13 protein-coding genes are annotated in these 14,122 nt (G+C 64.6%); 11 read left to right on the forward strand and 2 right to left on the reverse strand.

Annotated features, from left to right (window positions below; translation table 11 throughout):
• Position 1: 1 nt before the first annotated feature.
• The gene (locus FJV83_RS09885) at positions 2-1,171 is read left to right on the forward strand and encodes a hypothetical protein (RefSeq protein WP_142885408.1); all 1,170 of its coding nucleotides are present in this window, start codon (positions 2-4) and stop codon (positions 1,169-1,171) included.
• Between the two features lie 393 nt (positions 1,172-1,564).
• Here FJV83_RS09885 and FJV83_RS09890 read toward each other — a convergent pair whose 3' ends face one another.
• On the reverse strand, positions 1,565-2,527 hold the full coding sequence (locus FJV83_RS09890; protein ID WP_246691838.1) for an ornithine cyclodeaminase family protein: 963 nt from the start codon (positions 2,525-2,527) through the stop codon (positions 1,565-1,567).
• 199 nt (positions 2,528-2,726) lie between these two features.
• Here FJV83_RS09890 and FJV83_RS09895 point away from each other — a divergent pair, with 199 nt between their 5' ends.
• Positions 2,727-3,140, forward strand: coding sequence for a DOPA 4,5-dioxygenase family protein (locus FJV83_RS09895; RefSeq protein WP_142885409.1), 414 nt, complete (start codon positions 2,727-2,729; stop codon positions 3,138-3,140).
• An 80-nt stretch (positions 3,141-3,220) separates the two neighbouring features.
• Positions 3,221-4,054, forward strand: coding sequence for a class I SAM-dependent methyltransferase (locus tag FJV83_RS09900; RefSeq protein WP_246691839.1), 834 nt, complete (start codon positions 3,221-3,223; stop codon positions 4,052-4,054).
• Between the two features lie 57 nt (positions 4,055-4,111).
• Here the strand turns inward: FJV83_RS09900 and FJV83_RS09905 are convergent, their stop codons facing one another.
• Positions 4,112-5,911: an ABC transporter ATP-binding protein gene (locus FJV83_RS09905; protein ID WP_142885410.1), complete on the reverse strand. Its 1,800-nt coding sequence runs from the start codon at positions 5,909-5,911 to the stop codon at positions 4,112-4,114.
• Positions 5,912-6,170: 259 nt separating this feature from the next.
• On the opposite strand from FJV83_RS09905, the gene FJV83_RS09910 reads away from it, so the two are divergent.
• The 8 genes from FJV83_RS09910 (at position 6,171) to FJV83_RS09945 (ending at position 14,119) form a co-directional block, all read left to right on the forward strand.
• Positions 6,171-7,523: an LLM class flavin-dependent oxidoreductase gene (locus FJV83_RS09910; RefSeq protein ID WP_142885411.1), complete on the forward strand. Its 1,353-nt coding sequence runs from the start codon at positions 6,171-6,173 to the stop codon at positions 7,521-7,523.
• Between the two features lie 10 nt (positions 7,524-7,533).
• The gene (locus FJV83_RS09915) at positions 7,534-8,307 is read left to right on the forward strand and encodes a DUF427 domain-containing protein (protein ID WP_095774943.1); all 774 of its coding nucleotides are present in this window, start codon (positions 7,534-7,536) and stop codon (positions 8,305-8,307) included.
• A 45-nt stretch (positions 8,308-8,352) separates the two neighbouring features.
• Positions 8,353-10,005: an ABC transporter substrate-binding protein gene (locus FJV83_RS09920; RefSeq protein WP_142885412.1), complete on the forward strand. Its 1,653-nt coding sequence runs from the start codon at positions 8,353-8,355 to the stop codon at positions 10,003-10,005.
• Between the two features lie 14 nt (positions 10,006-10,019).
• Entirely contained in the window at positions 10,020-10,973 is a 954-nt protein-coding gene (locus FJV83_RS09925) for an ABC transporter permease (protein WP_142885577.1), read from the forward strand.
• The gene (locus tag FJV83_RS09930; RefSeq protein ID WP_142885413.1) at positions 10,970-11,851 is read left to right on the forward strand and encodes an ABC transporter permease; all 882 of its coding nucleotides are present in this window, start codon (positions 10,970-10,972) and stop codon (positions 11,849-11,851) included. Before FJV83_RS09925 ends, FJV83_RS09930 begins: the two co-directional genes overlap by 4 nt.
• Positions 11,852-11,941: 90 nt before the next feature.
• The gene (locus tag FJV83_RS09935) at positions 11,942-12,700 is read left to right on the forward strand and encodes an SDR family NAD(P)-dependent oxidoreductase (RefSeq protein ID WP_142885414.1); all 759 of its coding nucleotides are present in this window, start codon (positions 11,942-11,944) and stop codon (positions 12,698-12,700) included.
• Positions 12,697-13,632 (forward strand): sigma-70 family RNA polymerase sigma factor, encoded by a 936-nt coding sequence (locus FJV83_RS09940; RefSeq protein ID WP_142885415.1) that lies wholly within the window; start codon positions 12,697-12,699, stop codon positions 13,630-13,632. The genes FJV83_RS09935 and FJV83_RS09940 overlap by 4 nt, the downstream gene beginning before the upstream one ends.
• 343 nt (positions 13,633-13,975) lie before the next feature.
• Positions 13,976-14,119, forward strand: coding sequence for a hypothetical protein (locus FJV83_RS09945; RefSeq protein WP_095774938.1), 144 nt, complete (start codon positions 13,976-13,978; stop codon positions 14,117-14,119).
• Positions 14,120-14,122 lie beyond the last annotated feature (3 nt).

Raw genomic sequence — 14,122 nt, forward strand, 5'->3', positions numbered from 1 at the left:
CATGATCTGGGAGAACTATGTCTTCCGTCGCGGAGTCGCGGTCGAAGACTTGTGGGATGATATGTATGCGGATCGTAAAACGAACCATCGTCCGATGCGTCTTCTGTACATCGCTGGTCGCGGTTTCGACCTGAGGGCAAACGATGTCATTTCCAAATATGTCGAGCGGCTGAACGCGTCTGGATGCCAGATTGAACAGGCGACCCTTCTTCTTGTCGGCTTTGGCGGTTATCAGTTGTCGTCTGAACTCGAAGAGTTGACGGAAGAAAATGCAGGCATTCTGGAAGAAATATTCTGTCGTGTTGGCAAGGTCGAAACCTACTTCATCGACGAAATAGAAGATGACGAGGAGCTGAATGCGACCATCATGCTGCGGCTTGGCGCATCCAAGATCCTTACATATCTAGACGACGTTACCGACGTCATCCTCGATGTCAGCTCGCTGCCTCGAATTGTCTATCTCACAATTCTTCTTTCTATCTTGGCCCGGATCGTCCCTGCGACGGATAGTCAAGACCGACTGACGCGTCAGGGCGTGACCTTCCAGGTTTTGGTCGGTGAAGATCCGGAACTCGATAGCAAAATCGCAGCTCTGGACCCAAGTAATGATCTCGTATTGATACCGGGTTATTCGGAGGCTTTTCAATCAGAGACGTTGCGAGATATGCCGATGGCGTGGTTTCCAATACTTGGGGAAAATCGCCTCGCGCAAGTGTTGAAGGTCGAAAGCAACATCCCTGATTGGGCGGAAATTTGTCCTGTTCTACCACATCCATCAAGAGATCCGCGGAGAGGTGACAAACTCCTCACGGAGTATGACAACGCGCTTTTTGTAAAACGGCAGACGCCACTCAGTAATATTATTTATGTTCATGAGGGTCACCCATTTGAGGTGTACAGGCAATTACTAGAGGCAATGCTACGCTTCCGAAGCACGCTAGCTGTCATCGGTGGTAGCCGTCTTGTTGTTACACCGCTCGCGAGTAAACTGATAACTGTCGGAAGCGCATTAGCTTGTTTCGAAATGAAGATGCGTTCCGTTGATACAACTTCTGGCGTTGCGATTCCTTATGCAGAGCCAAAGCGTTATATTGCGGATGTTGGTGCGCTGCGATCTTCGAAGCCAGATCTGTCGGTTCTCGTCCTAACCGGCGATCCGTTTCAGATATAGCTGGCGCACTAGTCACACTCCTACGCACCGATTGCCTCTAGGGGCTGCAATTGCTCGGCCACAGCCGACATGCGTCGTGAAATAGCCGTTTGGGAGCCGGCTGCGAAGGTCGACTTTGGGGTCCAATCTTCGTCATGTGGCCCCACCTCACAACAAAAACGTCTGCCTCTCCCGCAACGTCGCTGTGGTCGCCGCAATCCCCTCTTCAATCTCGCGCCTGCCCGCAAGGATCGCATCCCCCGCCGCGCCTAGTCATCCGACTTTGCCGGTGCCAACGCCCCGGCGCGCACGCGGAAACGCTCTTCATTGCCCACGACGCCAGCGAAGCGCGAATCCCGGTCGCGAACTTCGGCCTGATGCGATCCGTACCGAAACCCATTCCCTCCCTTGCCCCTACTTCCCAACCACCCCCGCCGCCTGCGCGCGCATATACGCCAACCCCGCCACCGCCAGATCCCCGACAGCCATGCCCCGGAACACGAACGCCGTGGTCTCGCCTGGGCCCTGCCGCCCCGCAAAATCACCGCAGACCAGGCCTGTCAGGTCGCCGGCGACCAGCGTGGGGTCGACCATGGGTTTGGGCATCTGCTTCTCCTGCTCCAGATCGTCAACGACGATGCGGTCGAGGCGGCGCATGGTTGCGGGCAGCCAGGGCAAAGCGAGGTCGGTGATGGCGGTGAAGCTTCCTGGCTTCAGCCAGTTGGCATCGAGGACCGGTTCGGGTTCGGGCACCAGCGTCACCGTCGACACCACCATGTCGGCGCCCTCCACCGCTTCCCTTGCCGTGTCGCAGGGGATTGCGTTCAAGCCGCGCGACCGCGCCATTTCGCAGAGCGCGTCGCGATTGCTTTTGCCGCGGCCGAAGGCGCGGATTTCGCGCAGCGGAAAGAGGTCGGCGAATGCCTCCAAATGGCCGCGCGCTTGCACCCCGCAGCCGATGAAGGCGACGGACGACGCATCATGCCTTGCCATGCGCCTGGCGGCGACGGCGCTGAGGCCCGCCGTGCGCTTGGCCGTCACCCAATTGCCGTCGACCAGGGCCAGCGGCAGGCCGGTCTCTGCGTCGAGCAGGGTGATCAGCGAATTGAGCGTCGCCAGCCCGCGCGCGGCGTTGCGCGGGTTCACCACCAGGGACTTGGTGGCCAGCACTGATGGCACTGAGGCGACGCCGAGCGTGGCCATGAAGTAGCGGTCGTCGCCCGGCCACACGGCGGCCTTCGGCGCGCACCAGACTTCGCCGCGCCTCTGGCCGACGATCTGGCGCTCGATCTCGTCGACGATTTCAGGCGTGGAGATCGCCAGGCGATCGAGAACCGCCGACGACAGATAGGGCAGGGTTTCGGCGGTGTTCATCATGTCATATTCCCCTGAGAAAACCGTCAGACTACACGATGTGCGCGGGGCCGAAAGCCTGGCGGCGCGAGCGGCGTGACGGTTGCCTGGCCGATCAGAACCGCGTCCAGCCATTGCCGGTCTTCCCGGCGGCTCGAGCGGCCTTGCTTAAAGCCGCGTTCTTGGGCTGAATGGCCGGACACGCCGCGAGGAGGGCATCGAGATGAGCCAAGACAGTCCAAGGCCGCTTGCCGAGATCGCCAGCTATCACGCCCATATCTATTTCGACGGGCAGGCCGAGCGGCAGCATGCCGAATGGCTGCGTCTGCGCATCGCCGAACGGTTCCGCGTGCGCCTGGGCAGTTGGCACGACAGACAAGTCGGCCCACATGAGCAGGCCATGTACCAGGTCTCCTTCGCAACCGGGATTTTCGGCGCGCTGGTTCCGTGGCTGATGCTGAACCATGGCGGCTTGAGCATCCTCATCCACCCGAACACGAACAATCCCAAGCGCGACCATCTGGTCGATCCGGTCTGGATCGGCCGGCCGCTGGGGGTGCATGGCGACGTGCTTCCGGACGAGCATGAGGCGGAAGAGGCGCTGGAGCCGAACACCGAGCCGACGCTGCCGGCGTAGACCGGCGTCGCCTGCTTCGCAGGGCATTGCGTGATGGCGTTGGGTGCGCTTCTATCCCGCCCGCCATGGGGGGTCATCATTTGTCTGCCAGGAACCAAACGTCCACCGGTCACGAAGCGAGCGAGGCCGGCTGGCTCGATCTTCATTTCGAATCGTCGCGGCCCGAATATGAGGCGGCCTTGCGCGACGCCGGTATCCGCCCGGGCTGGAGCGTGCTCGACGCCGGATGCGGCAGCGGCGGCTTCCTGCCGCTCATCGCAAGGGCCGTCGGCCCATCCGGCTTCATCGCCGCGCTCGACCTCGCGCCTGAAAACATCGGCCGGGTCGAGGCGCTCGCGGGCACGCTGCCCGAGCCGCCGGAAATTGCCACGCGTGTCGGCAGCATCCTGTCGCTGCCATTCGCCGACGCATCGTTCGATTGCGTCTGGTCCGGCAATGTCATGCAGTATCTGACGCCGGCCGAGTTCGAGCTTGCCGTCGGCGAGGCCAGGCGCGTGCTGAAGCCGGGCGGCATCTTCGCCGTCAAGGATTTCGATTCGACGATCCTGCAGATCCTGCCCATGGACCTGGCCCTGCTGGCGCGCTTCATGGCCGCCAGGCTGCAGGGGTTTCGCGACCGGGGCGTGCTCGGCACCGATTGCGGTTCGACGCTTCCGGCGCGGCTGCGGCAGGCGGGCCTGGAGGTCGTCAGCCGCAAGGGCTGGCTGGTCGAGCGCTGGGCGCCCGTGCCTCGCTTCACGCGCGACTATGTTCGCGACCTGCTGGCCTATTTTGCCAGCGTCGCGCCTGGCTACGCCTTGCCTGACGCCGACCAGGCCTATTGGCGGGAGCTGAAGCAGCGGCCCGATCGCCTGCTCGACGATCCCGACTTCTGCTACCGCGAGTTCTTCGTCATGGCGGTCTGCCGGATTTAGCGCTCGGCGTGAAGCTGCTCAAATCGCCGGCGCGCCGGCTTTATCTCGGGGCCACCCTCAACCGGCGTGCTTCCAGCAAGCGATGAAATGGCCCGATGCGACTTCCCGGGCGACAGGCTCGGCTGCGTGGCAGCCGGCGTCGGCCAGCGGGCAGCGGCCGGCGAAGGCGCAGCCGCCGGGCGCGGTGGCGGTTTGTGCTTCGGCCATGGTGGCGGCCTGTCCGTCGTTGGACGAGGCCGCCAGCAGCAACTGCGTGTAGGGATGGTTGGGGCCGGCGAAGATCTGGTCGGATGAACCGGTCTCGACCAGGCGGCCGCGATAGAGCACGCCGATGCGGTCTGCCATGTAGCGCACGACCCTGAGGTCATGGCTGATGAAGAGATAGGCGGTATCCCCTTTCTTCTGCAGGTCGTTGAGCAGGTTGAGCACGGTCGCCTGCACCGAGACGTCGAGCGCCGAGGTCGGCTCGTCCAGCACCACCAGCCTTGGCAGGCCGGCGAAGGCGCGGGCAATGGCCGTGCGCTGGCGCTGGCCGCCGGACAGCGTGCCGGGCTTCTGCCGGGATGTCGTGCGGGCGAGGCGCACCGAGGCCAGGAGGTCGCCGACGCGCTGCGGCACGGCACGGCGCGGCAGGCCGGCCAGCCGGCGCAGCGGCCGGCCGAGGATGCGGCCGATGCGCTGGCGCGGGTTGAGCGTGCGGTCGGGTGACTGGAACACCATCTGCACGTCGCGCCGCTCGCCGGGCCGGCGCCGCTCGACCAACGGCGCCACGGCCTTGCCGAACAGTTCGACCGTGCCCGCCGTCGGCGGCTGCAGGCCGGTGACGATGCGGGCCAGCGTCGACTTGCCGGAACCGGACTCGCCGATCAGTCCAAAGGTCTCGCCGCTGGCGATGTCGAGGTCGATGCCGTGCAGCACCGGCTGGCCGCCGAAGGATTGTCTTATGCCCCGGCAAGAGAGGGCGGTTTCGCGCCGCGGTGCGGGCAGGGCGCTTTCCGCTGGCTCCCCGGCCGGCGCGTCGGAGATTATGTCCACGGGGCTCGCATCCTCGGCCAGCCTGCCGTCGCGCTTGGTGCGGTTGAGCGTCGGAATGGCGGCGACCAGCGCCCGCGTGTAGGCGTGACGCGGGCTGTCGAAAACCTCCTCGGCGGCACCGGTTTCGACGATCGAGCCGGACTGCATCACCGAGACCCGGTCGCAGGAACGGCGGATCAGATTGATGTCGTGGCTGATCAGCAGAATGCTGGTGCGGTGCTCGCGGCGCAGATCGTCGAGGATGGCGATGATCTCGGACTGGACGCTGGCGTCGAGCGCCGTCGTCGGCTCGTCCATCACCAGCAGCGCCGGGTCGAGCGCGATCGCAATGGCGATGTTGGCGCGCTGCTGCATGCCGCCCGACAGTTCGTGCGGATAGAGCCGCAGCACGCGTTCGGGATTGGCGACGCGCACGCGGCTCAGAAGTTGCGCAGCGCGCGCAAACGCATCGTCGTGATGCATCGGGCGGTGGCGCAGGATCGTCTCGGTGATCTGGCCGCCAATGGTCATGCTCGGGTTCAGCGCCGAGCCCGGATGCTGGTAGACGGCGGCGATGCGGTCGCCGCGCAGCCGGCGCAGCTCGTTGGCGGAGAGGTCGCGGATCTCGCGGTTTTCGAAGGCCAGTTGCGCGGCTTCGACCCGGGCATGCCTCGGCAGATAGCGCAGCACCGCCAGCGCCACCGAGCTCTTGCCGGAACCGGATTCGCCGACCAGCCCGAGCGCTTCGCCCTGGCCGATCTTGAGCGAGATATCGTCGACCGCGCGGTGCCTGGCTCCGCGATAGGAAACGGAGAGGTGCTCGACGTTCAGAACTGACGACATTGTTGGCAAAACCGAAGGCATTGTTGGCAAAACCGAAGACATTGTTGTCAAAACCGAAGACATGGGGACGACCGGAAACCACTTTCTGCGCGCGCCGCGATCAGGGGCAATCGCTTCCGCTTTCATATGAAACAATCTCTATAAAATTACTCGAATTAAGCCTGGGCGCAATCTAACTTTCGCTGACTGGACAATTTTCGGGGCGCGGCCACAGGCCGCCGCACTGGCGGTTTTCCGCATCCGCAGGGAAGGAACAGAGATGTCGCACATGATCCTCAGCGCGTTCTTCTTCAATCCGCAGGGCGACCACCGCATGGCATGGCGTCACCCGCGCGCGCCGGGCCGCGAAGTGCTGGATTTCGACTATTATCGCGAGCTGGTGCAGGCGGCCGAACGGGCACGCATCGACACCATCTTCGTCGCCGACCACGTGTCGATCTGGGATTCGGTCAAGAGCGGCGTCGCGCACTATGCCAATGCCCGCCTCGAGCCGCTGACGCTGCTGTCGGCGCTGGCCGCCGTGACCAGCCATATCGGCCTGATCACCACGGCGTCGAGTTCCTACAGCGAGCCCTACAATGTCGCGCGCCTGTTCGCCTCGCTCGACCATATCAGCAAGGGCAGGGCGTCGTGGAACGTCGTCACCTCGGCGATGGACGAGGAGGCGCGCAATTTCGGCCGCGACGGCAATATCGAGCACGCCTTCCGCTATGAGCGCGCCGGCGAATTTCTCGATATCGTCAAGGCGCTGTGGGACAGCTGGGAGGACGAGGCGCTCCTTATCGACAAGGAGACGGGGTTCTTCGCCGATCCCGACAAGGTCCATCCGATCGACCACAAGGGCAAGCACTTCAAGGTGCGCGGGCCGCTCAACGTGTCGCGGCCGCCGCAGGGCCATCCGCTGATCGTCCAGGCCGGCTCGTCCGAGGACGGCAAGAATTTCGCCACCGCCCATGCCGATGCGCATTTCGCCATCTACAGCACCCGGGAAGACGGCATCAAATACCGCCAGGACATCAACGAGCGGCTGGCGCGCCATGGCCGGCGGCCGGAGAGCTTCAAGATCCTGCCCGGCATCCTGCCTGTCGTCGCGGCCTCGGAGGCCGAAGGCCGGGACAAGCAGGAATATCTGCAGACGCTTCTCCCCGACCAGGTCGGCATCGACCTGTTGTCGAGCTGGAGCGGCATCGACCTCTCGGCCTATCCGCCGGACGGGCCGCTGCCGCCGCTGCCGGACGAGAGCACCTTCAATGGCGGGCGCACCTCGCTCAACCGCGTCAAGCAATGGTCGAAGCAGAATCTCAGCCTGCGCGACATCGCCCGCAAACTCGCCAACAGCGGCTCGGTGCCGACGGTCGCCGGCACGCCGAAGCAGATCGCCGACCAGCTCGAGGACTGGTTCATCTCGGGCGCCGCCGACGGCTTCAACCTGATGTTCCCGCTGCTGCCCGAGGACTGGGTGAATTTCGCCGAGCAGGTGGTGCCGGAACTGCAGCGGCGCGGCCTCGTCCCGACCGAATATGCGCCCGGCACATTGCGCGATCGCTTCGGCCTTGACCGCCCCGCCAACCGCTTCGCCGAGCAGCGCGCCAATCAGCGCGCCGTGTCCTGAGGAGGCAGCCATGACCGCAGCCCCTAATCTCCAGCCGCGCGAAGCGACCGCTCCGCGTCTCGTCAATGTGCTGCACAGCCCCAAGCGTGTGCGCGTCAAGTTCGGCGGCCGCACCATCGCCGACAGCCGCAATGTGCTGGTGCTGCGCTCCAACCATTTCCTGCCGATCTATTTCTTCCCGCCATCCTCGGTCGATGCGTCGGTGCTGAAGCCGTCGCCGCATCGCGAGCCGCACGCCGTCGGCGGCGAGACCGCCTATTGGGACATCGACAGCGGCGACAGGCGCGCCGCCCATGCGGCGTGGTCGTTCACGGCACCCCCGGATGAAAGCCTGGCGCCGCTCGCCGGCCGCATCGCCTTCACCTGGAAGGCGGTCGACCAGTGGTTCGAGGAGGAAGAGGAAGTCTTCGTCCATGCCCGGGATCCCTATGCGCGCATCGATGTGCTGCACAGTTCCAGCCATGTGCAGGTCTGGTTCGACGGCGACATCATCGCCGACAGCCACCGGCCGGTGCTGTTGTTCGAGACCCATCTGCCGACGCGCTTCTATTTGCGCCCGGAGGATGTCCGGCTGGAGCGGCTGACGGCGTCCAACTCGACGACGCGATGTCCCTACAAGGGCATCGCCTCCTACTGGTCGGGCCTTTTGAAGGACGGTTCGGTGCGCCCCGACATTGCCTGGAGCTACCGCGACCCGATCGACGAAATGCCCAGGATCAAAGGGCTGATCGCCTTCTATCCGCAAGCGGTCGACCGCATCCATCTCGACGGCCAGCCGGCCTGACGGCGGCTTTTTCTCCCCCATCCTCCAATTGACGAGAGACTGACAATGACGAAACGTTCCGACATCGATTTGCTGCGCAACCAGTCGACGCGCGGCCATACCGGCGACATCTGGAATGTCGCGGTCGACGAATATGCGCAGGGCTTCCTCAAGCGCCGCGACCTCCTGAAATACGCGGCACTTCTAGGCCTCACCGGCTTTGCCGCCTCGCATGGCCTGTTCGCACCGGGCGCGGCAAGCGCGGCGACGCCTGGCGGCACGGTCCGTGTCGGGCTCGGCCAGCCGACCAAGGCGATCGATCCCGTCACGATCACCGATCCGGCCAGCATCGGCGTGATCAGCCAGGTCGGCGAGTACCTGATCCTCGACGATCCCAAGGACGGGCTGCAGCCGAAGCTTGCGCTGTCCTGGGAAGCCGACGAGACGGCCAGGCGCTGGACGTTCAAGCTCAGGCCCGGCGTGAAGTTCCACGACGGCCGCACCGTCACCGCCAAGGACGTGGCGGCAAGCTTCGAACGGCTGGTCGATCCGGCCAGCGGCTCGTCGGCGCTGTCGGCCTACAAGGGCATTCTCTCCAAGGGCGGCGCCAAGGTCGTCGACGACGAAACCGTCGCCTTCGATCTCGACCAGTCGAACAGCAACTTCCCGTTCTACGTTTCCTCCGACGTCTACAATGCCGTCATCGTGCCGGCCGACTATGCCGGCGATTTCGAGAGGACCTTCAACGGCACGGGTCCCTTCAAGCTGGAGTCCTTCCGCCCCAAGCAGGGCGCGAGCTTCGTGCGCAACCCGGACTATTGGGGTGACAAGGCGCTGCCCGACCGCGTCGAGATCAAGTTCTTCGACGACGAGCAGGCGCAGGTGCTGGCGCTGCAGGCCGGCCAGCTTGACGTCATCCCCTCGACCACGCGGCTTGAGCTGGCGATCGAAGGCAATCCCAATTTCAAGCTGCTCAGCGTGCAGGCCAGCTCGCATGATCCGGCGCATCTGCGGACCGACCAGGCGCCGTTCACCGACAAGCGCGTGCGGCGCGCGCTGGCGCTGACCATCGACCGCGAGGCCGTGGTCAAGGGCCTGCTCAAGGGCCGCGCCGTCGTCGGCAACGACACGCCGTTCGCGCCGATCTTCCCGTCGGCCGATCCGTCCGTGCCGCAGCGCAAGCAGGACATCGCCGAGGCCAAGCGGCTGCTCGGCGAGGCCGGCGTGCCCAACGGCTTCGAGGTGACGCTGACCACCGAACGCGCCTACGACATTCCCGACTATGCCGTGATCATCCAGAACTTCGCCAGGAAGGCCGGCATCGACATCAAGCTCAACGTGCTGCCGCAGGACGCCTATTACGGCTCGGCGACGTTCGGCAGCTCGCCATGGCTGGACTCCAATCTCGGCATCACCGATTTCGGTCATCGCGGTACGCCCGATATCTTCCTCAACGCGACGCTGAAGAGCTCGGGCGCCTGGAACGCGGCGCATTTCAACAGTCCGGACTATGACGCGCTGCTCATCGACTACGGCAAGGCCCGCGACCTGCAGGCGCAACGGTTCGCCGCCGGCAAGATCCAGAATTTGCTGCTCGACGAGACGCCGCTGATCATCAGCTATTTCTCGCAATACAGCCGCATCGTCTCCTCGAAGGTGGAGGGCGTGCGCTTCACCGCGATCTCGCATCTGCTGCTCGACAAGGTGTCGTTCGTGTGAGCGGCATCGCCTCGATGGCGCGGCCGCTCGCGGTACGCGCAGGCTCGCTGCTGTTGACGCTGTGGCTGGTCAGCGCGCTGGTCTTCCTCGCCGGGCAGGTGCTGCCCGGCGATGTCGGCCGCGTCATGCTCGGCCCGTTCGCCGATGCGCAGGCGGTCGCCGAATTGAACCGCAAGCTCGGTACCGACCAGCCGATTCTTGCGCAGTACTGGCACTGGTTCAGCCGGGCCATCACGGGCGACTTCGGCGACTCGCTGTCGATGCGCGCGCCGGTGGCGCCGTTCGTTCTGTCGAGCATCAGGAACTCCGCGGCACTGGCCGGCGTCGTGCTGCTGTTCCTGGTGCCGGTCGGCATCGGCGCCGGCGTCGTCGCGGGCCTGCGCTCGGGGAGCCTTGCCGACAGGCTGATCGTGCTGACCGGCGTCTCGCTCTCGATCGTGCCCGATTTCGTCTCAGGCCTGCTGTTGCTGATGGTCTTCGGCCTGTGGCTGGCCTGGTTTCCGATCACCGGTGCCGCGCCCAATGGGTCCGGTTTCTGGACGTCCAGCTACTATCTCATCCTGCCGGCGCTGCCGCTGGTGCTGAACCTGATCGGCTATGTGGCGCGCATGACCAGGGCAGGGGTTATCGAGGCGCGCGGCGCGGACTATACGCGCACCGCGATCCTCAAGGGTCTCAGCCCCTCGCAGGTGCTGTTCAAGCATGTGCTGCGCAACGCGATGGTGCCGACGGTGGCGGTCATCGCCACGCAAAGCGGCTTCCTGCTTGGCGGGCTGGTGGTGATCGAGGCGCTGTTCGGCATACAGGGTCTCGGCAATTTGGTGCTGAGCGCCGCCAAGGCGCGCGATTTCCCGATGCTCGAGGCCGGCGTGCTGGTGATGGCTGCGATTTTCGTGTCGACGGCCGCGATCGGCGATCTCCTGCAGGCGCTGCTCGACCCGCGCCAGCGCCGGCGCAACGCGCCATGACCGATCTCGCCCAGTCTCCCATGCTCGGTGACATCAGGCTCTCCTGGGTCGGCCGGCTGCGCGGTTTTTTGCCCGATCTGGCGCCGTCGACCGCGATCGGCTCGGTGGTGCTGCTGTTGTGGGTTGCCTGTGCGGTGTTCGGCGCGCGGTTCGTGCCGTTCGATCCCTATGCCGAGGATTTCCTGTCGATGATGACGCCGCCCGACGCGGTGCACTGGTTCGGCACCGATCAGCTCGGGCGCGACGTGCTTTCGCGCATCGTCGTCGGCTCGCGCGACATCCTGCTGGTGGCGCCACTGGCGACGCTGGCGGGCGTGGCCGCCGGCAGCGTCATCGGCCTGGTGCTCGGCACCTTCGGCGGCCTGGTCGATGCGGTCGGCGCACGGCTGCTCGATGCCGTCATGTCGCTGCCCTTCATCGTGCTGGTGACGATGGCGCTGGTGGCGATCGGCCCGTCAAACCTCACCGTCATCGCGGTCATCGGCCTTGCCTATGCGCCGCTAGTGGCGCGCACCGTGCGCACCGCCACGCGCGAACAGCGCGAGCGCGACTATGTCAGCGCCGCCCGGCTCGCCGGCGAGGGACGCCTGGCGATCATGTTCCTCGAAATCCTGCCCAATGTGCGGGAAACCATCCTGATCGAATTGATCACCCGGCTAGGCTACGCCTTCTTCTCGATCGCGACGCTGAGCTTCCTCGGCCTCGGCATCCAGCCGCCATCGGCCGATTGGGGGCTGGCGATCGCCGACGGCTACGGCTTCCTCACCGGCGGCAAATGGTGGGTGGTGGTCTTCAACTCGGCCGCGATCATCTCGCTGGTCATGGCCACCAACCTCATCGCGCAAGGCATCGGTGCCTTCGAAAACAGCGACAAGTAGGCGGTAGTCGAACAGGTTGATCGGCGCGGGGCTGACTCTTTTCCCGATGCTCAAACGTCTTTGCTACAGTGAAGCAATGGAGCAGGGTCGATGAGCCTCAAGGACAAGAAAATCGTGGTCACCGGTGGCAGCCGTGGGCTTGGCCTGGGATTGGTCGAAGCGCTGGTCGAGCATGATGCCCAAGTGACGGTCGTCGCGCGTGGCGCCGAAGCGCTGGAGGCGGTCCGTGCGCGGCTCGGGGTCGCCACGATTGGCGCCGACGTCACGGACGAGGACGCGGCCTATCGTATCCTTGGCGAAGTCAGCCCTGACATACTGGTGCTGAATGCTGGCGCCACACCCCGGATGGGGCGGCTGGATCAGCTGAGATGGGAGGATTTCTCCGTCACCTGGGAGACCGACGTCAAGGCTGGCCTGTACTGGCTGCAGGCGGCGCTGAACCTGCCGCTCAAGCCGGGCAGCCGGGTGCTGGTGGGATCGAGTGGTGCTGCCGTTACCGGATCGCAGATGTCCGGCGGTTATGGCGGCTCCAAGCGCATGCTCTGGTTCATGGCCAAATATGCCAATGGCGTCTCGCAGGAGAAGAAGCTCGGCATTCGCTTCCAGGCGATCCTGCCGCGGCAGATGATTCTCGGTACCGGAACCGGCGACGCCGCGGCAGGCGCCTACGCAGGCTCCATGGGCATCACGCCGGAACAATTCGTCACCCGCTTTGGGGCGCCGATGCCGCCCCGGTCGTTCGGTGACAGGGTGGTTTCGGTGCTGGAAGACCCGCAATATGCCGAGGGCGTCGTCTTCGGCCTCAATGGCGACGCGGGCGTGACCATCATGGAAGGCGCGGCGGCTTGAACGAACGAGAGCCTGGTGTGGACCGCGATCGACGCGAAGGACTGCTTGCCCTTGCCGCCGCGCTGCGGCCAGAGCTGCACCGCTATTGCGCGCGCCTGATGGGCTCCGTCATCGATGGCGAGGATGTGGTGCAAGACACCTTTGCCCGGGCCTTCGTTGCGCTGGACGAACTGTGCGCGGTGCCACAGCTCAGGCCCTGGCTGTTCCGCATTGCCCACAACAGGGCGCTGGACCTGCTGCGCAGCCGCGCAACCCGCGTTGCGGAGCCCATCGAGACGGCGCTTGAAATCGCCGATGACAGCAAAGCCGATGCGGTGGAGACGCTGATGCGAAAGGAGGCAATCGAAACCGCCGTGTCGCGCTTTGCGGAGCTCCCGGTCGTCCAGCGCAGCGTCATCATCTTGAAAGATGTGCTCGATGAGCCCCTGGCTGAGATCGCGGCCCTGCTTGGCATTTCGGTCGATGCTGTGAAAGCGCACCTGTCGCGCGGCCGTGCCCGGCTTCGGGAGATCAACGCCCAGGCCAGCCGGCTTCCCGATGCGCGCATCGCTTCCGCCAAAGTGGTCCGTTACACCGATCTGTTCAACCAGCGCGACTGGGATGGCTTGCGTGCGCTGCTTGCCGATGATGTGAGACTTCAGCAGTCCATGCACCCGTCACGATCAGGTGCGGCCGATGTTGGGATGTTCTTCACGATCTATGCCAAGAGCGAGGGCCTGTGGCTCAAGCCGGCATGGGTCGAAGGCCGCGAGGTGATCGCGGTGTTCGAACATCGGGCGGCCCCGAAGCCAACCCATTTCATGTGGCTGGAGTGGCGGGAAGGGCGCATCAGCTTCATCCGTGACTATCGCTATGTCGGCTATGTTGCCGACGATGCCAGGCTGGTTCTGGCGAGCGACGTCAGGTCTTTCGGTCACGGAATCAAGCTCTGATGTCTTGGGGCTGCGGGTTCCTGGTCGAGCAGGCCCTGGATGGTGGCTGCAACAGCCGCATAGGGCTTGGGCGGAAAGACGCCGCCATTCGGCATAGCGTCCGCGCCGGCTGTTGCTGGCCCGAGGTGACGATGATCTTGACCGGGCCAGCGGTCGCGCACGATCGGTTCCCGAAGCGTGGAATTCTCCTGACGCAATGGTCGCCTATTCGATCGAATTTCTTTGCAACCCGTTAATTTGGCCATGCCGTTAATAAGCGTCTGCTAATGCATGCCGGCCGGAACCGCGTAGCGGTTTGGGATAACGGCATGCGCAAAACTGTCTGGTTTGGCGCGGGGTAGCAATGACCAAGAATCTCGGCAACGCACGCTATGTGCCGCCCAAGGACACGAAAGTTTCCTTCTTCAGCAAGGCAGCGCCGGCGCTGTTCCCGCTCGTCGTGGCGGCGTTGGGCTACATGATCGGGCGACAGTTCTTCGGTCTGTAGGTT

Origin of the sequence: Mesorhizobium sp. WSM4307, assembly GCF_007003945.1 — a bacterium.
Lineage (GTDB): Bacteria > Pseudomonadota > Alphaproteobacteria > Rhizobiales > Rhizobiaceae > Mesorhizobium.